At 63.2% G+C, this 24,082-nt stretch carries 18 protein-coding genes and 1 pseudogene; 5 read left to right on the top strand and 14 right to left on the bottom strand.

What is annotated here, in order from left to right; translation table 11 throughout:
- Positions 1-244: 244 nt before the first annotated feature.
- Genes HTUR_RS16515 through ahaH form a run of 8 tightly spaced genes read right to left on the bottom strand, consistent with a single transcriptional unit; the run spans position 245 to position 8,261 of the window.
- Positions 245-1,660: an ATP synthase subunit B gene (locus tag HTUR_RS16515; RefSeq protein WP_012944475.1), complete on the bottom strand. Its 1,416-nt coding sequence runs from the start codon at positions 1,658-1,660 to the stop codon at positions 245-247.
- A gap of 2 nt (positions 1,661-1,662) precedes the next feature.
- Positions 1,663-3,426: an ATP synthase subunit A gene (locus tag HTUR_RS16510; protein WP_012944474.1), complete on the bottom strand. Its 1,764-nt coding sequence runs from the start codon at positions 3,424-3,426 to the stop codon at positions 1,663-1,665.
- A gap of 3 nt (positions 3,427-3,429) precedes the next feature.
- A complete protein-coding gene (locus HTUR_RS16505) occupies positions 3,430-3,759 on the bottom strand; it encodes a V-type ATP synthase subunit F (RefSeq protein WP_012944473.1) in 330 nt (109 codons plus the stop codon).
- Positions 3,756-4,823 carry a V-type ATP synthase subunit C gene (locus tag HTUR_RS16500; RefSeq protein WP_012944472.1) on the bottom strand — a complete coding sequence of 356 codons (1,068 nt, stop codon included), beginning with the start codon at positions 4,821-4,823 and terminating at the stop codon, positions 3,756-3,758. The genes HTUR_RS16505 and HTUR_RS16500 overlap by 4 nt, the downstream gene beginning before the upstream one ends.
- Complete coding sequence (locus HTUR_RS16495; RefSeq protein ID WP_012944471.1) at positions 4,820-5,401, bottom strand: V-type ATP synthase subunit E; 582 nt, start codon at positions 5,399-5,401, stop codon at positions 4,820-4,822. Before HTUR_RS16495 ends, HTUR_RS16500 begins: the two co-directional genes overlap by 4 nt.
- 22 nt (positions 5,402-5,423) lie before the next feature.
- Positions 5,424-5,690: a hypothetical protein gene (locus tag HTUR_RS16490; RefSeq protein ID WP_012944470.1), complete on the bottom strand. Its 267-nt coding sequence runs from the start codon at positions 5,688-5,690 to the stop codon at positions 5,424-5,426.
- Between the two features lie 2 nt (positions 5,691-5,692).
- On the bottom strand, positions 5,693-7,942 hold the full coding sequence (locus HTUR_RS16485; RefSeq protein ID WP_012944469.1) for a V-type ATP synthase subunit I: 2,250 nt from the start codon (positions 7,940-7,942) through the stop codon (positions 5,693-5,695).
- A complete protein-coding gene (gene ahaH / locus HTUR_RS16480; RefSeq protein ID WP_012944468.1) occupies positions 7,929-8,261 on the bottom strand; it encodes an ATP synthase archaeal subunit H in 333 nt (110 codons plus the stop codon). The genes HTUR_RS16485 and ahaH overlap by 14 nt, the downstream gene beginning before the upstream one ends.
- Before the next feature lie 158 nt (positions 8,262-8,419).
- Here ahaH and HTUR_RS16475 point away from each other — a divergent pair, with 158 nt between their 5' ends.
- On the top strand, positions 8,420-9,043 hold the full coding sequence (locus HTUR_RS16475) for a methyltransferase domain-containing protein (protein WP_012944467.1): 624 nt from the start codon (positions 8,420-8,422) through the stop codon (positions 9,041-9,043).
- 51 nt (positions 9,044-9,094) lie between these two features.
- On the opposite strand, the gene HTUR_RS16470 is transcribed toward HTUR_RS16475, so the two are convergent.
- Positions 9,095-9,589 carry a type IV pilin gene (locus tag HTUR_RS16470; RefSeq protein ID WP_012944466.1) on the bottom strand — a complete coding sequence of 165 codons (495 nt, stop codon included), beginning with the start codon at positions 9,587-9,589 and terminating at the stop codon, positions 9,095-9,097.
- 812 nt (positions 9,590-10,401) lie between these two features.
- On the opposite strand from HTUR_RS16470, the pseudogene HTUR_RS28660 reads away from it, so the two are divergent.
- Positions 10,402-10,512, top strand: a pseudogene (locus tag HTUR_RS28660) (surface glycoprotein); the annotation flags it as partial.
- Positions 10,513-10,569: 57 nt separating this feature from the next.
- On the opposite strand, the gene HTUR_RS28045 reads toward HTUR_RS28660, so the two are convergent.
- Positions 10,570-11,484 carry a hypothetical protein gene (locus HTUR_RS28045; protein ID WP_226377515.1) on the bottom strand — a complete coding sequence of 305 codons (915 nt, stop codon included), beginning with the start codon at positions 11,482-11,484 and terminating at the stop codon, positions 10,570-10,572.
- A 93-nt stretch (positions 11,485-11,577) separates the two neighbouring features.
- Here HTUR_RS28045 and HTUR_RS28040 point away from each other — a divergent pair, with 93 nt between their 5' ends.
- Positions 11,578-12,762 carry a BGTF surface domain-containing protein gene (locus tag HTUR_RS28040; RefSeq protein WP_226377510.1) on the top strand — a complete coding sequence of 395 codons (1,185 nt, stop codon included), beginning with the start codon at positions 11,578-11,580 and terminating at the stop codon, positions 12,760-12,762.
- 931 nt (positions 12,763-13,693) lie between these two features.
- On the opposite strand, the gene HTUR_RS16460 is transcribed toward HTUR_RS28040, so the two are convergent.
- Positions 13,694-16,507: a S8 family serine peptidase gene (locus HTUR_RS16460; protein ID WP_187291460.1), complete on the bottom strand. Its 2,814-nt coding sequence runs from the start codon at positions 16,505-16,507 to the stop codon at positions 13,694-13,696.
- 267 nt (positions 16,508-16,774) lie between these two features.
- A complete protein-coding gene (locus HTUR_RS16455) occupies positions 16,775-18,118 on the bottom strand; it encodes a DUF7096 domain-containing protein (RefSeq protein WP_148225349.1) in 1,344 nt (447 codons plus the stop codon).
- A 93-nt stretch (positions 18,119-18,211) separates the two neighbouring features.
- On the opposite strand from HTUR_RS16455, the gene HTUR_RS16450 reads away from it, so the two are divergent.
- Positions 18,212-19,489, top strand: a complete 1,278-nt coding sequence (locus tag HTUR_RS16450; protein WP_012944461.1) for a helix-turn-helix transcriptional regulator — start codon at positions 18,212-18,214, stop codon at positions 19,487-19,489.
- 32 nt (positions 19,490-19,521) lie between these two features.
- On the opposite strand, the gene HTUR_RS16445 is transcribed toward HTUR_RS16450, so the two are convergent.
- Both HTUR_RS16445 and HTUR_RS16440 read right to left on the bottom strand, forming a co-directional pair.
- Positions 19,522-20,295: a hypothetical protein gene (locus HTUR_RS16445; protein ID WP_012944460.1), complete on the bottom strand. Its 774-nt coding sequence runs from the start codon at positions 20,293-20,295 to the stop codon at positions 19,522-19,524.
- A gap of 392 nt (positions 20,296-20,687) precedes the next feature.
- Entirely contained in the window at positions 20,688-21,683 is a 996-nt protein-coding gene (locus tag HTUR_RS16440) for a radical SAM protein (protein ID WP_012944459.1), read from the bottom strand.
- A 220-nt stretch (positions 21,684-21,903) separates the two neighbouring features.
- On the opposite strand from HTUR_RS16440, the gene HTUR_RS16435 reads away from it, so the two are divergent.
- A complete protein-coding gene (locus HTUR_RS16435) occupies positions 21,904-23,961 on the top strand; it encodes a PAS domain S-box protein (RefSeq protein ID WP_012944458.1) in 2,058 nt (685 codons plus the stop codon).
- Positions 23,962-24,082: the final 121 nt, after the last annotated feature.

The following is a 24,082-nucleotide window of genomic DNA, read 5'->3' as shown; positions in this document are numbered from 1 at the left end:
AGCGGCACCAGCTACCGGTGTACTATGTGAGAATCAGTGGCCGACAGCGACGGTCGAGTTACGGAACGGTCCGCGCATCGATAGAGAAAGACGTCAGTGGCTCGAATCGGGCAGCGGTCTGGCTCGAACTCGACTCGAGAACGCGATTACGGCGCGATCGAATGCGTCGTCGAGCGGGATTCCGGTTGCGTCGATGTCGTCGAAAAATACCCGAAAACGGTCGGAACGCGGTGCCGAAGCCCGATCAGTCGGCCTGAACGGCTTCCGGCTCCTCTTCGCGGTAGTGCTCCTCGATGAGGTCCTCGTCGATCCGGTTGAGCTCCTCCGGTGGGAGCATCGAGAGCAGGTCCCAGCCGAGCTCGAGCGTCTCGTCGATCGAGCGGTTGGTGTCGTAGCCCTGCTGGACGAATTCTTCCTCGAAGCGGTCGGCGAAGTCGAGGTACTTGTTGTCGCGCTCGGAGAGCGCTTCGCGACCGACAATGTTGACGAGGTCGCGCAGGTCCTCACCTTCCGCGTAGGCGGCGTACATCTGGTCGGAGACGTCGCCGTGGTCCGCGCGGGTCAGGCCCTCGCCGATCCCGTCGTCCATCAGCCGCGAGAGGCTGGGCAGGACGTTGACCGGCGGTTCGATCCCCTGACTGTTGAGGTCCCGATCCATCATGATCTGGCCCTCGGTAATGTAGCCGGTCAGGTCCGGAATCGGGTGGGTCTCGTCGTCGCCGGGCATCGTCAGGATCGGAATCTGCGTGACCGATCCCTCCTTGCCCTCGATACGACCGGCGCGCTCGTAGAGCTGTGCCAGGTCGGTGTACATGTAGCCGGGGTAGCCACGGCGGCCCGGGACCTCCTCGCGTGCGGCGCCGATCTCGCGCAGCGCCTCACAGTAGTTGGTCATGTCCGTCAGGATGACCAAGACGTGGTAATCCTTCTCGAAGGCCAGGTACTCGGCCGTGGTCAGGGCGAGTCGCGGCGTGACCTGCCGCTCGACTGCGGGGTCGTCCGCGAGGTTCATGAAGACGACCGAGCGCTCGAGGGCGCCCGTGCGTTCGAAGTCGTCCATGAACTCGTTGGCCTCCTCGGCGGTGATCCCCATCGCGCCGAAGACGACGGCGAACTCGGAGCCCTCGTCGCCGTCGCCGCCCTCGTCCTCCTCCGGCACAGTCGCCTGTCGGGCGATCTGGAGCGCGAGGTCGTTGTGGGGCAGCCCCGACGCGGAGAAGATCGGGAGCTTCTGGCCGCGGACCAGCGTGTTCATGCCGTCGATGGCGGAGACGCCCGTCTGGATGAACTCCTCGGGGTACTCCCGGGAGTAGGGGTTGATCGCTTTGCCGACGATGTCATGTCGTTCGTCGGGGACGATCTCCGGGCCGCCGTCGATCGGGTTCCCGGAGCCGTCCAGCACCCGCCCGAGCAGATCCTCGGTGACGGGCATCTTCATCGTCTCGCCTAAGAAGCGAACGGAGGCGTTGCGGTCGATCCCGCCAGTGCCTTCGAACACCTGGATCGAGACGAGTCCTTCGCTCGATTCCAGCACCTGGCCGCGCAGCGTCCGCCCGTCCTCGGTCTCGATCTCGACGATCTCGTCGTAACCGACCGGTTCGTCGACCTCGGCGAACACCAGCGGACCGCTGATTTCCGTGATTGTCTGGTACTCTTTCATTGTTAGTACAGTGCTCGCAGTTGTTCCTGGAGGTCGTTCTCGATCTCCTCGATGAACGATTCCCACTCCTCGGCGGTGCCCATCCGGTTGAGCCGCGGGGCGGCGTCGACGTCCGTGATCTCCTCGACCGGGACGCCGGCCTCGAGCGCGTTGAAGGCCTCGTCGTTGAACGTCTTGATGGCCTCGAGCATCCGGTAGGTCTTCTCGGGTTCGCAGTAGGTGTCGACGTCGTGGAGCGCGTTCTGCTGGAGCCACGCTTCACGGAGGAAGCGAGCGACCTCGAGGGTCAGCTGCTGGTCTTCCGGCAGCGCGTCCTTACCGACGAGCTGAACGATCTCCTGGAGCTCGCCTTCCTCGTCTAACACGTCGACCGCCCACTGGCGGGTCTCCGCCCAGTCGCCGGCGACGTTCGACTCCCACCACGGGTCGAGCTGGTCCTTGTACAGCGAGTAGGACTCGTTCCAGTTAATCGAGGGGAAGTGCCGACGCTCCGCGAGGTCGGCGTCAAGCGCCCAGAACGTCTTGACGATACGCAGCGTGTTCTGGGTGACCGGCTCGGAGAAGTCGCCGCCCGGCGGCGAGACCGCCCCGACGACCGAAATCGACCCTTCGCCGCCGTTCATCAGCTGGAACTTGCCGGCGCGCTCGTAGAACTCCGAGAGCGCAGCGGCGAGGTACGCGGGGTACCCCTCTTCGCCGGGCATCTCCTCGAGTCGGGAAGAGATCTCGCGCATGGCCTCGGCCCACCGGGAGGTGGAGTCGGCCATCAGCGCGACGTCGTAGCCCATGTCGCGGTAGTACTCCGCGATCGTGATTCCCGTGTAGATACAGGACTCGCGGGCCGCGACGGGCATGTTCGACGTGTTGGCGATGAGGCAGGTCCGAGCCATCAGCGGGTTCCCGGTCTGTGGGTCCGGCAGTTCCGGGAAGTCCTCGATAACCTCGGTCATCTCGTTGCCGCGCTCGCCACAGCCGATGTAGACGACGATGTCCGCGTCGGACCACTTGGCGAGTTGCTGCTGGGTGACGGTCTTCCCGGAGCCGAACGGCCCGGGAATCGCCGCCGTCCCGCCCTTCGCGAGCGGGAAAAGACCGTCCTGGACGCGCTGGCCCGTCACCAGCGGCTCGGTCGGCGTCTCCTTGTCACCGGCGGGGCGGGCCTCTCGGACCGGCCACTCCTGGTGCATCTGGATCTCCTCGCCGTTGTCGAGTTCGACGACGGTCTCCTCGACCGTGAACTCGCCGTCACCGACGGTGGTGACTTCGCCGCCCTCGTAGTCCGGCGGCACCATGACCTTGTGGTCGATGGTGACGGTCTCCTCGACGACGCCGACGATGTCGCCGGGCTCGACCTCGTCACCGGGCTCGACCTTGGGGGTGAACTCCCACTGCTTCTCGAGGTCGATCCCCGGGGCGTCGACCCCGCGGTCTAAGAACGCCGTTCCCATCTTCCCCTCGAGAACGTCGAGCGGGCGCTGGACACCGTCGTAGATGGAGTCCAGCATGCCGGGTCCGAGGTCGACGCTCAGGGGTTCGCCCGTGTTCTGGACGGGTTCGCCCGGGCCGACGCCGGAGGTTTCCTCGTAGACCTGAATGGTGGTCAGGTTCCCTTCGATCTCGATGACCTCGCCCATCAGTCCTTCGTCGCCGACGTAGACGACGTCGTTCATCCGGGCGTCGAGGTCCGTGGCGGTCACGACCGGACCGCTCACGCTTTCGATTACACCGTCTTCGTCGACGGATTCGATGTCTTCTGCCTGGCTCATAGTTTATTGTTCGTCCTCGTCCATCAGGTCGATACCGATCGCGCGTTTGATCTGCTCGCGCAGTCCGCCGCCACCGGTTCCGCTCCCGATCGTGACGACGACCGGTTCGACGCTCGTCTCGACTTCCTGGCGCACGTTGCGCGACAGGTGCTCGAGGTCGTCGTCGTGCATGACGACGATGCCGACACCCTCGTCTTCGAGGGCCGCCGTCGCCGCCTCGTCCAGTCGCTCGTCCTTCTCGTCGTCCGGGACGTTCTCGAAGCGGCGGACCCCCGCGAGGCGGAAGCCGGTCGTGAACTCCGGACTGCCGACGACTGCGATTTCCTGGCTCATAGGATCACCAGCTCCTCTTCGATCTCGGTTTCGTCGAGACCGACCTCTCGACCGCGCGCGATCGCACGGATGTTCTCGACCTCGCGCTCCTTCGCGAGGATGTACGAGAGCACGGCCGAAACGGAGGTCGGGTAGATGCTCGAGAGCGTATCGGCGTACTCGAGCAACGCAGCGTCTAGTGCGTGCTCGAACTGGATAAGGCTGTCAGCGTCGCGGAGCCGTTCCAGCGCCCCCGAGAGGCGGTCGCCGTAGCGTTTGTTCTCGGCGATGTGGTCGACGAGCGCGTCGTAATCGCCGACGAGCCGACTCAGATCCGTCCGATCGAACAGGACGCCGCCGTCGATGTAGTAGGCCGCGGGATCGAGATCCGCTCCGCTGCGGGCCAGCCGCAGGGCGTTCCGGACGTTCCGGAAGTCGATTTCCGCTTGCAGGAACTCGACGTATTTCGCCTCCGGCCCCTCCTGAGGTTCGGCGCTCGGGCCCCGCGAAACGTCCGCGAGCAGGTTCTCGTAGAACTCCCGGTCGAGGGCGTTCTCGAGCGGAACGAGTGCGCCGTGATCCTCGAACTCCGCGTAGGCCTCGGTCAGGGGCTCGTAGTAACTCGTACCGCGCAGGAACTCGATCGCGTCCTCGATGGAGTCGGTCTCGAGGAGGCGATCGATCGTCGCGTCCTCGAGTTCGCCGGCCCGGATCAGGTCCGTCCGGACCTCCTCGGGCTCGCTGTCGGTGTAGATCCCGCGGAAGACCGTCTTCAGGTTCCAGACGTCGAACTTCCGGAGATACCGGGCGATGTGGTCGTAGAGGCGACCCTCCGACCAGTCCAGCAGATCCTGGAAGTGTTTCGCGAGGTTGCGGTTCAGGGCGTACTCGATCAGGTCGACGCCCGAGAACCGCGCACCGAGCGCGTTGATCTCGCGCTCGTACTCCGTCTCCTCCATGAACCGCGCGATCTCGCTCGGCCCCATCCGGACCAGCTTCCGATAGTCTTCGTCCGCGAACAGCGACGCTCGTCGGGACCGCACGCGAGCGTTCACGTATTCCGGATTCGAGGCACCTGCGCTCATTGCTCGAAGAGTCGGTTACTGATCTCCCGGAGGTTGTCTTCCCAGACGTCCTCGAGCACCGAGTCGAACGTGTTGTTGACCCGAACCCGAGACTGGTCGCTCTCGACGACGACGCCGCCGAGGCAATCGTACTCGCCGGCGTACTCGTAGCCGTCGTAGTCGGCGAGGATCGACTCGATCAGCTCCTCGTCGTCGGCGCGGCCGTAGACGTTGACGTCGTCGCCCTCGTCGAACTCGTCGCTGGCGCCCTCGAGGAGCGCACGCGTCAGCTCCTCGCGGGTGTCCCCAACGAGGGCGGCGAGTTCGTCTTCGACCTCCTCGCGGACGTCGCTGAGGACGTCGCGGCGGGCCTCCAGGCGCTTCTGTTTCGCCTCCAGCTTCGCGCTGGAGAGGCGCTGTTCGCGCAACTGCTCGACCTCGCGGTCGGCCTCCCGCTCGGCCTCCGCGCGAATCTCCTCGGCGTCCTCCTCGGCGGCCGATTCGATCTCGTCAGCGCGCGCTTCGCCCTCAGCGCGGATATCCTCCGCACGCGCGTGGGCCTCTTCTCGAATGTCTTCTACGACTGTGTCCAAACTCATTGTAAGAGAAGGGTCGCGGTGGTTATCCGACGATGAAGACGACGACCAGCGCCAGGATCACGAGCGTTTCCGGAAGCACGGTCATGATCAGGCCCTGAACGAACAGGCTGTCGTCCTCGGCGAGCGCACCGACCGCAGCCGCACCGATACCACGCTCTGCATAGCCGGATGCCAGTGCGGCGAGGCCGACGGCGAGGGCGGCCGCGCCCGCATCGGTCAGGAACGGACTCTCTTCGACGGTCTGCTGAAGTGCGATACCAGCGTCAACTGCTGCGTTCTCAATTGCCATTGTTAGTAGTCCTCCGTGTGAGTTCGATCGTGTCCGAACGGTTCGTAGTTCTTCCCACCGCCTTCATAAAACTTGTTAAAGAATTCGACGTACTCGAGGCGCACAGCCTGTAAGCCGGCGCTTGTCACGCCAAGCGCTAGCACGACGATGTGTCCGACGATGAGAATGACGAGGCCACCGATGAGCGCTGCGGTCCCCGAGTGCATGAGGCCGCCGAAGATGACCTCGGCGCCCTCGCCGTAGTGTTCGGAGACGTAGCTCGGCTCGTGGTTCCGCAGGAAGTGGAACGCGCCGTCGGGGTCCTCGTACCCGCCGAAGAACAGCAGGTTGACCACGAACGCCATGCCGGCCTTCGCGAGCAACACTGCGCCCATTCGGGTGTACGAGAAGACGTTGACGACGACGTCGAGCGCCTCGATCGCCTCGACGGGTTCGCTGACGATGAGCAGGACGAACCCGATCAGGAAGACGAGTAGCGGCGCCGAGAGCGGGAAGTCGGTGATCCCCAGCGGAATCGTCATGAGTACCCACTCCGGGAACCCGGTGAAACCGATCGGGAACGGCCCGTCGCTCGCGAACGTCGTGAACAGGAAGTCCGGCTTCGACGCTCGGGCCTGCTGCGAGAAGATCCAGATCCAGACGCCGTTGAGCATCAGGATCCACGTCCCGCTGTGCAGGACGGCGTCTTTGACGCCGTGGCTGAGGTTCTCGTAGAAGTCCAGGATGTACCCGATGTTCAGGTGGACGATCCCGGCGAGCACGCTCACGACCATCCAGCCGAGCGCGAAGTCACCGGCTGCTGGCTCGAGCCCCTTGTTCAGCGGGAAGAGCTCCGAGTGGAGCATGTCGTGCCAGAGCACTTCTCCGAGCACGTGTAGTCCGAAGATCTCGCCGTAGATGATCCCGAACAGGACGGTGAACGCACCGGCCCAGATGGCGACGCCGCCCAGGCTGGTGATCCCGTCGCTGTCGAACTGCGTGACCATGTATGCGCCGATGGCCATGTACATGATCCCGTACCCGACGTCACCGATCATGAAGCCGAAGAAGGCCGGGAACGTCAGGAACAGGAAGATCGTCGGATCGAGCTCGCTGTACTTCGGACGGTTGACCGCCTGGACCAGCACCTCGAACGGTTTCGCCGGTCCCGTGTTGTCTTGAATCGTCGGGGGCTCGTCGCCCATCGTGACCGCCGATCCGCCGTCGGTGACGGCCTTTTGCTGTTGCTCGTCCTCGTCGGTCGCGGCGGGGGACGACTCGTCCTCGGCGCCGGCTTCGGCCCCCTTCTGGATCTCTTCCGTGTGGGTGTGGGCGCCGTGGCGGTCGTAGTCCGCCCGCTCGAGTTCTTCGACCTCGACGCTGTCGCCGACCGCGTCGTTCAGTCCGGCGACGAGGCGATCGTACTCCTCGGTCGGGAGCCACCCCTCCGCGACGAACGCGCGATCGGTCGTCGCGAACTGCAGGGGCGCTTCCGCCTGCTGGACCTCGATTGTCAGCCGCTCTTCGACGCGAAGCAGGAACTCGCCGTGGTTCGCCTTGAGCTGCTCGAGTTCCGCGTCGATCTCCTCGAGTTCGTACTCGAGCTCCTGTTGTCGCTCTTCGAGTTCGTTGACGTACGCGCTCGGGCTCTGTTCAGTCTCGGGAACCTCGTGGCGCGAGAACTCGATCCCGACCAGCGCGTCCTCGAGGGCGCCCTCGTCGGCGTCCTCGGTAGGCGCGGCTACGATGGCCACGACGTCACCGCCGGTAAACGTCTCGAAGGCGCGGATGTCGTCCGACGCCGCGACGGCGTCTTCGATCGCACCGACGTTCCCCTCGCCGACGACGACGTCGACCGTCTCGTAGCCGGACAGCAGGTCGAGGTCGATTCCGAGCTCGGCGAACGGCTCGACGCGATCGATCTTCTCGTTGACCGCCCGCAGGTCGTCGTTGACCGCTCCGCGGCGGTCGTCGAGTTCGGTGACTCGCTCGCGGACCTCCTCGAGTCGCTGTTCCCAGTCGTCCTCGAGGACTCTCGGGTCGACGTCCTCGTCGGACAGCTCCAGGGAGCTCTCGAGGGAGCGAACGGTCACCAGCTTCTCGGACGCCTCGTCGGCGCCCTCGATCGGGTTTCCGTTATCGAACCCCGCCCAGGAGCCGTCGTAGTCCGAGAGGTGGATCAGGTTCAGTTCGTGGATCGTCTCGATGACCGTGGGCATGACGCCCTTGGAGCCGGTCACCGAGACCTTGCTCATCTGTTTAGGTCTGAGCATGAATGTCCTCCTGGAACAGTTCGACGACGTGATCGGTCACTTCGTCGACCCGATCCCGGGCGAGACCCGCGAGCGCCTCTCGCTCCTGCTCGCCCTCTTCGAGGATGCGTTCACACTCGGCGTCGATCTCTTCGCGCGCCTCCTCGAGGCGCTGCTCCTTGAGCTCGCGCGCCTCCCGTTCCGCTTCCGAGCGAATTTCCTCGGCTCGTTCCCGGGCCTCGGTGATTCGCTCGTCGCGGTCGTTCTCTGCCAATGCGACGATCTCGTCGGCTTCCTCCTCCGCCGACTGTATTCGTTCGAGAACCTCTGGCCTCGGCATACTCTAAGCGCTTGAACGTTTGCCAGAGCGCGTATATGGTAGTTGCGAAAGAGCGTCAGCCACCGTTCGGCTCCAATCGGCTCGAAGTCGTCGATTACTCGGCGGCGGCGACCGGCCGAACAGTAGACATATCCCGGTCGGTGCGAAAGCAGCCGTTAATGGGAATCCTCGAGAACAAGGCTCGGGCGCGACTGTTCTATAAGTACCTCTCGAAGGTCTACGACCAGGTCAACCCCTTTATCTGGAACGAGGAGATGCGTACTGCGGCGCTCGACCTGCTGGACCTCGAGTCCGAAATGACGGTTCTAGACGTCGGCTGTGGCACCGGTTTCGCGACCGAGGGACTGCTCGAGCACGTCGACGAAGTGTACGCGCTCGACCAGAGCGAACACCAGCTCGAGCAGGCCTACGCGAAGTTCGGGAAACGTTCCCCGCCGGTCCACTTCCACCGCGGGGACGCCGAACGCCTCCCCTTCGCGACCGACACGTTCGACGTCGTCTGGTCGTCGGGCTCGATCGAGTACTGGCCGAACCCGATCCTCGCGCTGCGGGAGTTCCGCCGCGTGCTGAAACCCGGCGGGCAGGTGCTCGTCGTCGGCCCGAACTATCCCGACAACGTCGTCAGCCAGCTGCTGGCCGACTCCATTATGCTCTTCTACGACGAGTACGAGGCCGACCGCATGTTCAAGCGGGCCGGCTTCGAGGACGTCAAACACGCCTTCATGGGGCCGTCGTACGAGCCCGAAGTCGCGATTACGACGATCGGTCGCGCACCCGAATAAGGCGCCGTCCGCTCGCGTTGGGTGTCGATCTCGTCGGCTCCGTGCGTTCTTTCAGTTCGCCGTCGTCTTGAGTTTCGTCACAGTAGTGCCGTCGACGACGACCATGACCGACACCGTATCGCCCGACTGGATCGCCGGATCGTTCGTTCCGGCAACGCGGAGCGTCGCCGTCTCACCGACCCGCCACTCCGGATCGGTTTCGGGGTTGAACGGCCCGCTGGGCGCGCCCCGGTATCCATGGGCGCCGACGAACGGCACCGGCGGCTGGTGCTCGAGTCGGTCCCCGTTGACCGCGATTTCGAGTTCGAGGTTAGTGACGTTGATCGACTCGCCGCCGACGTGCTCGAGGGTCAGCTCCGAACGATCGGCGTCGGCCTCGAGGTCGAACGCGGCGTTCGGGCTCGATTCGAGGAGGGCGCCGCCAGCGAAGCCCATCCCGACGGCGACGGTGGCTGCCAGCACGACCGTGAGCGCGAGGAGAGCGAGGAGGCCGACGATGGGGGCGACGGCGCGGGTGCGAGACTCGAGTGGCGGATCGGCGGGCACGCCACGGGTTCGCCGCGTACTGGTTGATAAAGAGTTGGATGGCTCTGTCGCTGTGAGTCGATCGCTCGAGATCAGTTCCTCGAGTCGGTGGCTAACAGCGACCCTGGACCGGAAACTCGAGCGGCCGGCCTCGGTTGTCGTGCTTCGATCTGTTTGGAGTTCGCTCGAGAACGTTACGAATGACTCGACGGTCACGTGATTCGATCAGACGCGCTCAGACTGTGGCTAGTAGGCATCACAGGATCGGACGTTCGACTGGCGGCTGGGTTTCGGTCGCAGCCCGTTCATATCTGCGGGTCCTGAGACGCGCGCTCGAGCAGCGCAGTCATGCGTGAAGCGATGGCAATGCAAGATCGGCGATATCGTATTTTTCACACGCCCGCACGTAGAGCAGCGTCGGTAGCTGATCCGTCTTTATATTGTTTCCACCCTGTCTCAATTACGACCTGAATAAGACGTTAATATTCCGTATAAGCCGACTTTCTATAGGAATTGAACGTACGGATTCCGTCCAAATAGGATTCCATTCACCGATGTCCTTTTTATATGACTACCCACCTGTATCACCTGCTTATCGAGACTTACCCGATCTCGTTAACACGGAGAAACACCGGACGGAAGCGGTGTAATGACCGGTTACGATTTCGTTGTCTGACGCCCAATGACCAGAAAGCTTATTATAAACACCTCTTAATGCTGAACTACCCCTACCCATCCGGGGTAAGCCCCGATTACGGCTGCGCGTTCATGCCGAAATCGGGCTTCCCCGACGAATCGCACACAAAACAGCAGACAACGAACATAAATACTAAATGACACGCAATAACGAACCATCATATCGCGAAAAGGGACGCGCAGTCGTCCTGGCCGCGCTTATGGTGATGTCGGTTTTCGCCATGTCCGCAGCGTTTGCGGGCGGGGCGGCCGCGGCAGAAGATGAACCGGATGCGAACTACACTTCCCTTAACGACCTTGACAACTCACTCGTTTACGCTGGTCAGACCGTTCAGGTCGACCTCTCTGGTGAAAACGTCACAGAGGGTGACGATATCCAGATTCGCGTCAAGGGCGGTAGTCCGGTTGTCCTTGAGACGGCCGACGCAAACTCTACCATCACGTTCGACACGGCAGACCTCGACACCGGTGAATACGAACTGACCGGTGACAATATCTCGACGGATAACTCCTTCGAGGTTGTCGTCCAGAACGTCGATGCTAGCTTCAGCGGAGACACCGTCACGAACGGTGACAGCGACTCGGTTGACCTGAGTATTGAGTCCAGCCTCCGCAACCAGTACAACGTCACGGTCAACGCTGATGGTCTCACCCACAGCGAACTCGCGACGCTCTTCAACGTCTCTGAGGACCCTGACGCTAGCGATGACGACCCGGTCGTCATCCCGGATGCAGAGAACACTGAGGCGCTTCAGGACCTCACTTTCGAGAGCGTCGAGACCGGAGACTACACGTTCGACATCAATGTTGTCGACACGACCGCATCGGACACCGCTACGGTGTCTGTCGCGGAGAAGGGCTCCGTTAACATCGACTTCGAGAACTCCGTCACTTCGGTCAACGAAGGCGATAAAGTTGACCTCAAGATCAACTTCCAGAACACCGCTGACGACGCAGAGCTCGTCCTCGGTGGCGAGGACGTTGGTTTCGAAGTGAACGCAACTGTTATCAACCCCGAAAACAGCAACACCGCCACCGTGACGGTCGATACGTCCGCACCTGGTTCGAACACCAGCGAGGTTCTCAGCGGTGATGTTGAGAACGTCAATGTGAGTCAGGACATCGCCCGTGACAAACTCGCGACGGGCGAGTACGGCATGGAACTCGACCTCACTACCGGCATCGCGTCGGCTATCGGCACGCTCGACGTGAATTCTCACGAAGAGCCTTCGCTTGAAGGTACGTACGTAACTGGCGACACCTTCACCGCTGGTAACACCAACCCTGACGACGTCCGAACGACGAGCGGAAACGTGGTCGCGGAAGGCGACACGGTTATCGTCATCTACGAGGGCGTTGGCTTTAACGGCGATTACGCCGACAATGATTCGAACGATTCCGACAATGGTTGGAGCGCAATCATTGAGGAGAGCGAAGCGGCCCTGAACCAGGAGCCCATGACGCTGGACGAGAGTGACAGCGGCGTTAGTATGGCCTGGGACGAGGACGCAGGTACGTACACGGTCGCTATCGACACGTCTAACGCAAACGTCAGTGTCGACGAGGCCTACGACGTTTCGCTCCTCCTCGACGCTAACGAGAACAAGTACTTCGACGCCGAGGACTACGAGGACGACTACGCCTTCGATGTCGGAACGCAGTTCGAAGTGACTGACCGCACGGTCGACTTCGCTCACGAAGCGAACGCGGACGGTCAATTCGAGATCGAACAGCAGGACGACGGTACGGTCGCCATCATGGGCGAAGGTACCGCCGCAGACGGTGCGGAGTACACTGTTTCCCTCCGTAGCGACGAAGCCAACGAGCTCCTGACGCAGCAGGTCGAACTCGAGAACGGCGAATTCGCCGCTGAGTTCAACCTGAGCGAGTACGAGCCTGGCTTCGAATTCACGCTCGACATTCAAGGTAGCGACTACGACGGCGACCGTCGGAACGCAGTCCTCGTCGCAGGCGACGAGCCTGCAGAGGCTTCGTTCGAAACCACGGACGTCAGCGCACCTGACAACGTCACCGTTGGCGACGACGCCACCCTCGACGTGACCGTCGAGAACACCGGCGACGTCGAAGGTACCACCACGGTCACCGCGACGATCAACGGTGAGGAACGCACCCAGAACGTCACGCTCGACGCTGGCGCCTCTGACACTGTCTCCTTCGACCTCCCCACCGACGAAGCGGGCGACGTCGCGTGGTCCGTTGGTGACGAGTCCGGTACGCTGACCGTCAACGAGCAGACTGACGACTCGGACGACTCTGACGACTCGGACGACTCTGACGACTCGGACGACTCCGACGACTCGGACAACTCCGACGACTCCGACAGCTCCGACAGCTCGGACGACTCTGACAGCTCCGACAGCTCGGACGACTCCGACGACTCCGAGAGCTCGGACGACGGCACGCCCGGCTTCGGCGTCGCTGTCGCCGCCATCGCGCTGCTCGCCGCCGCCATGCTCGCACTCCGCCGCGAGAACTAAGGCTGCGACGCACTCGTTCGAACCACCGACCTCGCGGTGAGGTCGACCCTGCGGTACGCTGATTTTTTCTTGGACGCTACACCTCGAGCGACAGCGCTGTCCGCGACCCGCCGCGGACGTACTCTTTTCGCGACCGACGCCGTCACCGTGACCGATTCCGTGCCGACTGCTCGAGGCCTCACCTCGGCAGTCCACCGGTCGACGGTTCACAGTGTACCACTTCGGACGCAATCATCGGTGGCCTCGAGTCCAGCACACCGAGCCGGAACTGGACCTGACGGACACACCGGGTCAAGAGCCACTCGAGACCTGACGTCGCGCAGCCAGCTCGACTCGACCGTAGAGCAACTCGACTCGAGAGAGCCACTGTTCGACAGTCGTGTGTGTCCCGTTCGGTGATCGCGTCTGTCCACACAGCCTCGAGTCGAGCGTGGAGCTCGCTGTTCCGTTCGAACTGAGAATCCGCGCTTGATTCGTCGCCTTCGTCTTGCCGATCGACGCAAGCTGCTCGAGAGCTACTCGAGTACTGGCCGAACGACGAGATCGGAGGCTGCAACCCGATATCGGACGACTGACCGGCCAGTACGCTTACTTTCCGATGGTCGAATGAGCTATCCGGCGAGGCACCGCTCGCTGTCGTTGACGACGGGAGCCGACTGCACTGAGGCAACTGCCTCGCCACGGACCGAGATCGGTCGATCGTCTCTCTGACCCGATTCGATTTCGATCGCCGATCCGGTGACACACTATCGCGCGGATGGGGGACTCCGCGACGGCAGCCATCGGCTGCTGTTTCAGGGTGTCAACGGAGACGTTTCGAGACGATGAATTCTATCCGTGCACAGGGAACCGACTGCTCAGTAGCATGCGAAGGGAACAGGACACTCGAGCAGTACTGGCGTCCGAGCGTCGATTACACTGAACAGACGATCTATGGTGTCCGACGCGAGATACCGACGACGAGCGCCGTCACTAAGGCAATCACGCCGACTGCGATTCCAAATCCAGGGACACCGTTGTCGGCCGCCGTCATCGTGACGGTGACGGACTCGGTCGCTCCGCTCGAGATCTCCTCCGTCGTCACGCGCTCCGACTCGTATCCCTCCGCACCGACTTCGACTGCATATCCTACACCGGTTCCGGACACGGTCGTCTCGAGTGTGCCGTCCGAATCCGTCTCGTTGGCGACCGCGAACGAGGTTCCGCCCGGGCGTTCGATCGTAACGGTCGCGCCGTCGATCGGATCGCCGTCCTCGTCGGTGACGGTCACCGACAGCGTCGCGTCGCCCTCGAGAACCGCCCGTTCACGCGCCGTTCGGTTCGAATCGATTTCCATCGAGAGCGTCTCGTCGACGTAGCCCGCCGCGGACACGTTCACCGCGTACTCGTCACCGCCGGGAACGGATTCGATGCGGTACGTTCCGTGCTTCGTGTGAACGCCTGAATACGTCCCCTGTCGGCCGATCGCGTCGACGGTCGCGTCCGCGATGCCGTCACCGAACTGCGCGTCCTCGAGGATCACCTCGAGAACGCCGTCTCCCTCGAGTGCGAGACCGACGTCCGTGTCATCCCCGCTCGAGACGATTCGTGACTCAGTTCCCGTCTCGTATCCCGCTGCGTCGACGCAGACGGTGTACTCCTCGTCGGTTCCCGGTATCGTGACCGCGACCGTCCCGGCACCGTCCGTCGGGTCGGCGGCTTCGAACGAAGCGCCGTCCGAGCGTTCGATAACGACGGTCGCGTTCGAGATCGGTGTCCCCGTCACCGCGTCTTCGGCGGCGATCTCGAGCGTCGCGTCGCCCGTGAGCTCGAACCGCTCAGTGACGTGCGTCCCTGACTTCGTCACCGTTACGTCGCGCTCTCGGTCGTCGTATCCCGGTGCGGCCGCGGTCAGCGTATACTCGCCTCGAGTGGGGACGTCCCTGACGACGTAGCTCCCGTCGCCCTCGTGGCTCGCCGGATACGTGCCGTACCAGGTCGTCGCCGTTACGGTTCCGTTCGCGATCCCGTCGCCGAACTGGTCGTCCGTGAGGATCACCTCGAGTTCCCCGTCACCGGCGAGCGAGACGTCGACCGTCGTCGTCTCGTCGGCCGGCACGAACCGTGTCTCGCTGCTCGTCTCGTACCCGTCGGCAGCGATAGTGAGGGCGTACTCGCGGTCGCCGGTGACGCCTTTGAGTTCGTACCGCCCGTAAAGGTCGGTCGTCGTCTCGGAAACGGTTCCGTCGTCGCCCTCGAGAGTGACGGTCGCATCCGCGATCGGCTTGTCCGTCACCGTATCGGTCACCGTCCCTTCGACGGTCGCGAACGACCCGGCCGCCTCGAGGGCGGCGACCGCGTCGATGATCCCGTGACCGTATCTGGTGTCCTGCTCCTCGGGTTCTCCGGCCGGCTTCGCGGCCGTTTCCGTCAGCGCCGCCTCGATCTCGTCGGGCTCGAGGTGTCGGTCGGTCGCCCCCTGCAACAGCGCGACCACGCCCGCGACGTGGGGTGTGGCCATACTAGTTCCGCTCTTGCGAACGTAGCCGCCGTTCGAGGACGCGCTGAGGACGCGCTCGCCGGGCGCCGTCACCGTCGGAACGACGTAGCTGCTGGGCCACTCGTCGGGCGCGCGCCACCCCCACGCGTCGCGAGTATCGATGACCTCACCGCTCGAGAAGTCAGCGACGCGCTTCCTCTCGTCGGTGGCCCCGGCACTGATAGCGTCGTAGACGTTTCCCGGCGACGAGGAGACGCCGTCGCCGCCGTTTCCGGCGCTAGCGACGACGGCGGTACCGCTGGCTTCCGCGTTCCGAACGGCGCTGATATAAGAGGTGGTGTACCCCTCGGAACCGAGACTCAAGCTGATAACGTCGGCGCCGTTATCGACAGCCCACTGCATGCCGGAGATCACGTCCGACGTCCGGCCGACGCAACTCCCGTCGGTACAGTCAGTCAGAACGGCGCCGGCGAGCAGGTTCGCCTCGGGTGCGACGCCGATCTGCGTCCCGCTCGCGTCGCCGCCGACGACTGTCCCGGCGACGTGGGTCCCGTGGCCGTTGTAATCCATCGGCGTCGACGATTTGCCAGAGAAATCCCGCCACGCATCGACCGTCACGTCGGGATGTGAGTCGTCGGCGCCCGTATCGAGGACTGCGACCGTCGCTCCGTTGCCGCGGGCGCCGTATTTCTCTTGGGCTGCAGGCACGGAGAGTTGCTCGAGGCCGTAAGTATACGCACTACCAAACCCCGTCGCTGCGGTCATTGACGACCCGTTCGTCGTCGATCTGTTAGCAGTCGGTCCGGATCGCGGACCGACTGTCGAGGCGTTCGGGTTGGACGCTGTCGCCCCCGCTGCGAGTTCCACGGCGGCGTCGGCGTGAATTTCGACGACGCCGTCGATCGAACCGACCGTCTCTAGAGCGACGCGATCGGTGTCGACTGCCACCAATGCGGCGTTCGCGAGCCAGAACTGTCGTTCGACGTCGAGTCCCGCAGTCGTCTCGGCCGCGCGCTCGAGCGATGTCTGTGAGTCGTCTGCGGCGGCCCGCAACGCCGCCGGTTTCGTTTCACCGGTCGATATCGCGGTCATCCGGTCGCTCTCGAGTCGGACAATTACCTCCACGATACCGTCGGCATCCTCGAGTGTCGGGTCGATCTGTGCGGGCTTCGAGCGTTCGACTGCAGTCACACCGTCGGCCGATTGCTGGGAGACTGTGTCACCCGTTTTGGCCGCGTCCGCGAGCGGATCGCTTCCGGCCGCCAAACCGATTGGAAATAACAGTGAGGTACAAAGAACCACCGCCAGAGAGACTACGATGAGCCGACGGCAGCGTATCGGAAATCCAGACATTAGTTACTACCAGAAAGTCACGTGGTATAAGCAATCTGGCTACCGGAACCCGCGAGGATCGCGACAGGGCACCGAACGATAGTGTCGATGCTTCCGGTCCAGTCACAGGGAACCGGTGTCGAATCAGCTAGAAAAATCCAGAAACTTCACAAAAGTGGTACAGGAAGACGGTCTTCGGTATTACCGTCTCGGAAATTCGACCGCGTTTAGCGACGTTGATTCCGCACGGACCGTGAGTTCGAACCCGTCGGTCGGCGGCACGAACCAGAATTTCCCGTCCTCACCTGTCTCGCCGACGACTGTCCCGTCGACGGTGACCGTTGCGTCGACGTGTGTCTCGCTTCCCGACTCCGTGACGGTAATCCTCGCCGGTGCGGTGTCCGGCGTGCGCTCGAGCGTCGCGGTCACATTGTCGCTGGACATCGCGTCGGTGGTTTCGATCGGAATAGAATCTATATCGAGCGTCTGGCGCTCGTGGTAGACAGCGTTTGATCCGCCGTCAAAGTAAACCGTGAGCTGACCTTGATCGTGCGACAGCGCCTGAACCTGATACAGATTCGTAGCGTCGTGCTTGATCGTGTACGTCCCGGTCGTCGTTTCAAATGCCCACGGGTAGAGTTCCTGTGCGGTCCCGCGCGCATTGTCCATCGTCCTGATCTGGTCGGACCGATCACGCGCGCGATTGTCGTACCGAGTTGTCTCGCGAACGTACGTGTCCCCGTCGAGCATCGAGAGGGTGAGACCGTTCGACGCGGACTCGAGTAGGATCGTCGGATTCGATTCCGCGGCGTCATCCGATTCGTCGACGCCGCGAATCGCACGCTCGATATCCGTGCGAATCGGACCGCGATACACTTCGAGTTCGGCGGTGAGCGCGTCGACTGAGTCCGAGATATCGACGATTCCAGCGGACTGTCTGTCGAGATCGTTCAAGGCTCGCTGTAGAACCTGCGCTTCGTAGTAATTGCGCGCGAGCGTTTGGAGGACTTCCTCCTCGCTGACGTCGCTATCAGCTGCGGCGTTGGCCGCGACGATCCTCTGTTCGCGCTCACGGAGGTTTTCGATGCGTTCCTCGATACGTTCGAGCTCCGCAACGACGGCTTCGGTGCGGTTCTCGTCGCCTTCGATCTCTCCCAGGGAATTTTCGAACGCGTACGTCCGGTAATCGGTGTGAATCGATTCATCGTGGCTCGAAACTGCGAGGCCGAAATCGAGTGTCGGGGTGGCATACGCCGTCTTCCCGTCTCCCCGAAGGACGAGCCTGTTCGGCGTTCCTTCGAGTTGCGCGTGGTCACCTTCGACCGAAACAGACGGATTTTGGAATTGGAATGTCTGTTCCTCGTCGTCGCTCTCATTAGCAACGGTCGCCGATCCCGCGGATCCAGCGGTTCCAATTGCCGAAACCGGCAACGAGAGAGCGAGAAGCACGGCGAGAATGATCGGAACCGGGTGTCTCATCGATACTGTCTTTTTTCCCGACGTACAAAAAGGAGTCGCCCGACCGAGACGGCCAGTAATCGGCACTTATGATCGCTCGGGAGCATCCGCTCAGAGTGGTAATGTCGCATTGTTTGGATGGAAAGGGTTTTTTCCCCTGCGATCAACCAGTTGGTACGTATGCGGTTATCAACCGCTGTTGCCCTCGCCCTATCCGTCCTCCTCGCCGCGCTCACCGTCGGAACGGTCGTCATCGCTCCCGCGACGGCCGCGACGTCGACCGCCGACGAGTCCGCCGCGCTTTCTGCTTCCCAGTCGCGGCTCGCTTCCGCCACCCTCGAGTCGTCGGTCCAAGACGCTGATCAGGAGTATCAACCGGAGCGGGCCGACACCAGGCAGGTGATCCGTCTCAACGTGACCGAAGACGGCGACGTTCGCTGGACGCTCGAGAGTCGCTTTCGACTCTCGGAAAACGAGACCGATCAGTTCAAACAGTACGCTGAGTCCGTTGCAAACAGCGACGTCGGCTACGACGTCAAGAAGTACGATCAGGCACGTGTCCTCGCCGAGCGCTCGACCGGCCGCGAGATGGCCTTCGAGAACGAAAGCTGGAACGACCCGCGGATCGAATCCCGCAACGGCCAGAAATTGGGAATCATCTCCTACTCCTTTACTTGGACGAACTTCGCTGTCGTCGACGGCCAGCAAGTCCACTTTGGCGACGCGTTCGTGACCGACGACGGCGGCGTCTGGCTCCGATCGCTCGAGGACGGGCAGCGATTGGTAGTCGAGTCACCGCCGAACTACGGCTTCGAAGCCGCACCGACAGGGATCGAGAACGGGACTATCGTTTACGAGGGACCGAAGAGCTTCACCGAAGGGGACTTCGAGATGGAGTTATTCCGTACTGATTCACCGGGCGGATCCGGCGGGACACCGTCCGAGCCCGATCCCCTCAGCGAGTCGGTTTTCACGGCAGAGGGAATCGCCGCAGCGTTCGGCGGCTTCGTCTTGGTTATTGTGGGAGCAGCGCTACTTGTCAGCCGTTACCAGCGATCGGCGTGGCCGTTCGACGACGAGTCTCCCACGGGCGCCGAATATCCCCGAGCGACCGAAACCGACGGCTCGGGAACTGCTTTCGGCGCTTCGAGGACCGATCCGCCGGGAATCGAACACGAGTTCGACGAGACCGAGGCGGTCGACGCCGGCCCCGACGGGGATACGGACGACGTGATCGACGAGGAACTTCTAAGCGACGACGAGCGAGTCCGGCGACTGCTCGAGCAAAACGGCGGGCGGATGAAACAGGCGACGATCGTCAAGGAGACCGGCTGGTCCGACGCGAAAGTCTCGCAACTCCTCTCGGAGATGGACGACGACGACCGGATTCGGAAGCTCCGAATCGGCCGCGAGAATCTCATCACCCTCCCCGACATCGATCCGACTGAGATCGACTGAGTTCCGCTGGACCGACGTCCGGTCGGTCGCAACTAGTTTTCGGTCGTATTTGATTCGTTCCCGTCCGTCTCTGACTCGTTCCCGTCTATCTCCGACTCGTCACCGGTTCCATCGTCTGTCTCCGAGTCGTTCTCGCTTCCGTCGTCCGTTTCTGCGTCAGTCTCACCGTCCTCCGTCTCCGGGTTGAACTCGACCTCCGTTGCCACGGCGTCGTAGATGTCGTCCCAGTCCTTGTCCTCGTCCATCAGGAAGACCTCGACGGTCAGCGACCCCTCGCCGAACTCCTCGAGTCCGGCCGGTCGGACGTCGATGTGGAACGTGCCGTTCTCCTTCATTTGGACCTCTCCCGTCCGCTCGACGATCTTCCGGTCGCCCGGCCCCTCGTTGATCTTGACGAAGAAGTACGGCTCGCCTTCCACGTCGCCGTGTTCGGCCGGGTCGACATTCTCCATGCTCGTGTTGGCGACGACCTCGAGGTTGAAGTTCGAGTAGCCGTCACCGTCCTCGGCGGGCTCCGTATCGACGACCGAAACGCTCTCGATCCGGTCCTCGCGTTTGTTTTCCAGCGGCCGGTTCGGCTCCTCCGGCGGCCGCCACTCCGCGGTCGCCGTCTCGTCTTCGTCGGCTGGGTCCGTCACGTCCGTCTCGGTGTCTTGGGCGTCACCGTTCTCGGACGTGATATTCGTCCCGTTCTCGGCGTCCGTCTCGTTCGGTGAGTCGTCGGTCGTTACCCCCTCGAGGGCGGCACACCCCGACAGGGCCACGAGCAGTGCAACTGCGACGACAGCGAGCGTTCGAAATTGCATCAGTGACCGGTCATACCGGGGGACGGCCCATTATTACAGCCCCGATAAGCAGCGTTTCCTGAATCGGTGGTAATATAGCTTCTGCATGATCATATCGGCCACTTTCGCAAGTTTGAGTGCAGCGGAACGGTCCTTATGATCTCACCAACCGACACGAGCGCGGTGTTCGACGGAACTCCTGACGGTTCGCAACCGAGGCGGACCGACTACTTGCGCTAACGGCGTCCGCTCGACGACCTGTCACGTGGACCTTTTTCTCGTCGAGTTCGCTCGCGATGCTCACCACTCCTTGAAAAATCCCCTTGCGAGAGCGACGCTCTCGCTGATCCTTTGCTCATTGTCCTCACGAAGACATCAAAAAGCCGCTCGTTCACTCCGCACACTCGCGGTACTTACACCAGCGGCGTCCGCTCGACGACTTGTCCGTCGTACGTCGGATACTGCTCGACGATCTCACCGTCCTCGAGGTCACCTTCCTCGATCATCTCCTCTAAGAGCCACCAGGCCACCTCGACGTGGTTCGTCTTGACGGTGTAGAACTCCTCGGGGACGCCGAGGGCCTCGAACTCCGCGGGGTCGGCGCGGGTCTTCCCGTAGACGAGCGTGCCGTCGTCGGTGATGTCGTCGAACTCGCGGCGGATGTTCCGCGCCATGCGCTTGAGGCGGCGGCGGTGCTGGGCCGCGTCCTTGAACACGGAGGTACAGAAGTAGACCTTCTCGTGGTCGCCCATGACCTCGAGGATCTCCTCGCGGGAGCCCTCGACGGCGCTCATGTGGTCTTCCTTGAGTTCGAATCCCTGCTCTTGCATCCGCCGGTAGTTCCCGTCGCTCATCTCGAACTCGTTGACGTTGCAGAACTCCGCTGCGCCCTCGTCCAAAAACTCGAGGAACTCCTCTTCGGCGCGAATGCCGGGGATCTCGAACGCGGGCGTCAGCCCCTCCTCGCGGGCGATGTGGAGGATCTCCTCCCACTCGGTGCCGTGGAGGTCGCCCCACTGTTCGTACGGCGGGTGGAACCGAATCTCGTCGAGGCCGGCCTCGGAGAGCCGTCGCATGTTCTCGCGACCGCCCGTGATACCCGTATAGAGGTGTGTGTGGTGGTCCTCGCCGAATTCGTCTTTCAGGAGTTCGAGATAGTGGCAGGTCCGATCGAGGGCCTCCTGGGGTTCCCCACCGGTAATCGACGTCCCCAGCGCGTCCATCCGCTTTGCCTCCGTGATGACATCCTCGTCGGACTCGACGAGTCGCTCGTTGGCGTAGACGTCGGTGACGTTCTTTCGGTTCTCGCCGAGCGGGCAGTAGAAGCAGTCGCGCTGGTCGCAGTAACCGTAGACGAACAGCACCATCTTGCCGCCTTTCGCGCACTGCTCACAGCCCTTCGAGATCATTCGAGGGAACGTACTGTCCCGACTCACAAAAGCCGTGCGAAACGCGGATCTCGCGTGGGTCCCGTCACCGTGGGCCGCCGTCGCTCGGGCGGCGTCACGCGATCAACACGGCCGCGACCGCCGGACGGCGGCCCCGTCGACCCGAAACCGAACTGCGTCTCGAATCGCCTCTCGTTGCCCAGTATGCTATTATACGATTGGACCGAACGATAGAGTATCAATGGCATCCGGGATCCACGTCCTGTGTGTCGACGACGACCCGGACATTCGTTCGGTAACTGCCGCCACACTCGAGCGATCCCGATCGGAGTTCGTCGTGTCGACGGCGAACTCCGGACGAGACGGGCTCTCGCGCCTGGACGGGACCGAGAGCGAGCCGGAGCGCCCCGCTATCGATTGTATCGTCAGCGACTACGAGATGCCCGGAATGGACGGCCTCGAGTTCCTCGCGGCGGTTCGCGAGCGCGACCCGGAGATGCCGTTTCTCCTCTTCACCGGAACGGGATCCGAAGCGATCGCGCGCGAGGCGATTTCGGCCGGCGTCACCGACTATCTCCAGAAGGGGACGGGGACCGATCAGTACGTCGTCCTCGCGAACCGCATCGAGAACGCCGTCGAGAAACGCCGCGCGGAGCGAGCCAGACGCGAGAGCGAACGCGAACTCGAGCGGTATCGGACGCTCGTCGAAACGGTCGACGACCCCATGTACGTCCTGGACGCGGACGGACGGTGCACGATCATCAACGACGCGTTCTGCGACCTGCTCGGCGTCGATCGAGACCGCATCGTCGGCGAACCCATCGCCGAGTTCATCTCCGGGGAGGCGCTCGAGCGCGGCGCCAAGACGGTGTATCACCTCCACGAGAGCGACCGGGCGTCCGATCGCTTCGAATTCACCATCGGAACCGAGGACGGCACGGAGCGCGTCGGCGAGGCGAACGTGACCGCCCTCACAGACGACGACGGTCGGTTCGCCGGCTCTACGGCCGTCGTTCGAGACATCACCGCGCGGAAACGTCGGGAACGCGAACTCGCCCGGTACGAGCGGATCGTCGATCTCGCGCCGATCGCGCTGTTCGTCCTCGATGCGGACGCGACGATCACCTGGTGTAACGACGAGTTCGCCGACGCGTTCACCGAGGAGATCGACGCCCTGATCGGGACCCCGTTTCCGGAGCTCATCGAACGGGGCTACTACGACGAGCGGGTGATCAGCAAGTACACCGACGAGGTCAGAGCGCTCCTCTCTTCGTCGGTCGACCGCACTCGAGCCAAGTATCAGGTCCGGTTCCAGTCGCCCGACGGTGAGGAGCGGATCCACGACGTACACACCGAGCTCCTCCCGCTCGAGGACGGAGAGTTCGTCGGAACGATACACGCGATCCGCGATATCACCCGACGACGGCGCTCCCAGCGGGAGCTCGAGCGCCAGAACGACCGCTTGGAGGAGTTCGCGAGCGTCGTCAGCCACGACCTGCGCAACCCGCTGAACGTGGCGCGGGGCACGCTCGAACTCCACGCCGAGGACTGTCCGCAGTCGGGGGAGTCGATCGAGCGAGTCCGCTGGTCGCTCCAGCGGATGGACGACCTGATCGACCGGCTGCTGTCGCTGGCTCGCCACGGGCGAACGATCGGCGAGCAGACCCCGATCTCGCTCTCGACAAGCGTCCACAGGGCCTGGAACGCGGTCGATACCGCGGACGCCACCCTCGAGTGCGACGTCGATACCACGATCGTCGCCGACGAGGGGCGCCTGCAGGCGCTGCTCGAGAACCTGTTTCGGAACGCTGTCGAACACGGTTCGACAGGCTCTCCTTCGCAAGCTCAGGAGAACAGCGTGCAACACGGTTCCACGGACAGTCGGCCGCAGGCCGACGACGGTGTCGAGCATGGCTCGACAAGCAGTCAGCGCGGGAACCGCGCTGACGACACCGTGGAGCACGGCCCCACGAGCCCTGACTCGTCGACTGAACAGGATCGATCCGGCGTCACCGTCACCGTCACCGTCGGTCCCCTCGAGGCCGACGCCAGCGACGATCGGCCGATACGAGGGTTCTACGTCGCCGACGACGGGTCGGGGCTCGACTCGAGCGTCGACGAACTGTTCGAGTTCGGCTACACCACCGCCGAGGACGGCACCGGGTTCGGGCTGGCGATCGTCGAGGGGATCGCCGAGGCCCACGGCTGGGCCGTGACCGCGCGAAACGGCGACGATGGCGGCGCGCGCTTCGAGATCAGCGGCGTCGACGTTCGCGACGATCGGTCAGGGTCGACGTAACGCTGTGCCTGCAGCGGGCGATCCGCGCTCGGTGCCGACGACCGGCGAGCGGCCCGTCTCGCGGACGTCCGGGGAATTCTGTCGTCCCCAGAAGATGGAAATACCTCCCGGTCGAACGATC

Origin of the sequence: Haloterrigena turkmenica DSM 5511 (assembly GCF_000025325.1) — an archaeon.
Taxonomy (GTDB): Archaea; Halobacteriota; Halobacteria; order Halobacteriales; family Natrialbaceae; genus Haloterrigena; species Haloterrigena turkmenica.
The sequence above is the reverse complement of the archived record's forward strand: the minus strand, read 5'-3'. Positions and strand labels throughout refer to the sequence as shown.

Excerpts from the sequence above, each read along its gene's own strand:
- HTUR_RS16515 (WP_012944475.1), bottom strand. The coding sequence starts at position 1,660 with ATGAAAGAGTACCAGACAATCACGGAAATCAGCGGTCCGCTGGTGTTC.
- HTUR_RS16510 (WP_012944474.1), bottom strand. The coding sequence starts at position 3,426 with ATGAGCCAGGCAGAAGACATCGAATCCGTCGACGAAGACGGTGTAATC.
- HTUR_RS16505 (WP_012944473.1), bottom strand. The coding sequence starts at position 3,759 with ATGAGCCAGGAAATCGCAGTCGTCGGCAGTCCGGAGTTCACGACCGGC.
- HTUR_RS16500 (WP_012944472.1), bottom strand. The coding sequence starts at position 4,823 with ATGAGCGCAGGTGCCTCGAATCCGGAATACGTGAACGCTCGCGTGCGG.
- HTUR_RS16495 (WP_012944471.1), bottom strand. The coding sequence starts at position 5,401 with ATGAGTTTGGACACAGTCGTAGAAGACATTCGAGAAGAGGCCCACGCG.
- HTUR_RS16490 (WP_012944470.1), bottom strand. The coding sequence starts at position 5,690 with ATGGCAATTGAGAACGCAGCAGTTGACGCTGGTATCGCACTTCAGCAG.
- HTUR_RS16485 (WP_012944469.1), bottom strand. The coding sequence starts at position 7,942 with ATGCTCAGACCTAAACAGATGAGCAAGGTCTCGGTGACCGGCTCCAAG.
- ahaH (WP_012944468.1), bottom strand. The coding sequence starts at position 8,261 with ATGCCGAGGCCAGAGGTTCTCGAACGAATACAGTCGGCGGAGGAGGAA.
- HTUR_RS16475 (WP_012944467.1), top strand. The coding sequence starts at position 8,420 with ATGGGAATCCTCGAGAACAAGGCTCGGGCGCGACTGTTCTATAAGTAC.
- HTUR_RS16450 (WP_012944461.1), top strand. The coding sequence starts at position 18,212 with ATGCGGTTATCAACCGCTGTTGCCCTCGCCCTATCCGTCCTCCTCGCC.
- HTUR_RS16445 (WP_012944460.1), bottom strand. The coding sequence starts at position 20,295 with ATGCAATTTCGAACGCTCGCTGTCGTCGCAGTTGCACTGCTCGTGGCC.
- HTUR_RS16440 (WP_012944459.1), bottom strand. The coding sequence starts at position 21,683 with ATGATCTCGAAGGGCTGTGAGCAGTGCGCGAAAGGCGGCAAGATGGTG.
- HTUR_RS16435 (WP_012944458.1), top strand. The coding sequence starts at position 21,904 with ATGGCATCCGGGATCCACGTCCTGTGTGTCGACGACGACCCGGACATT.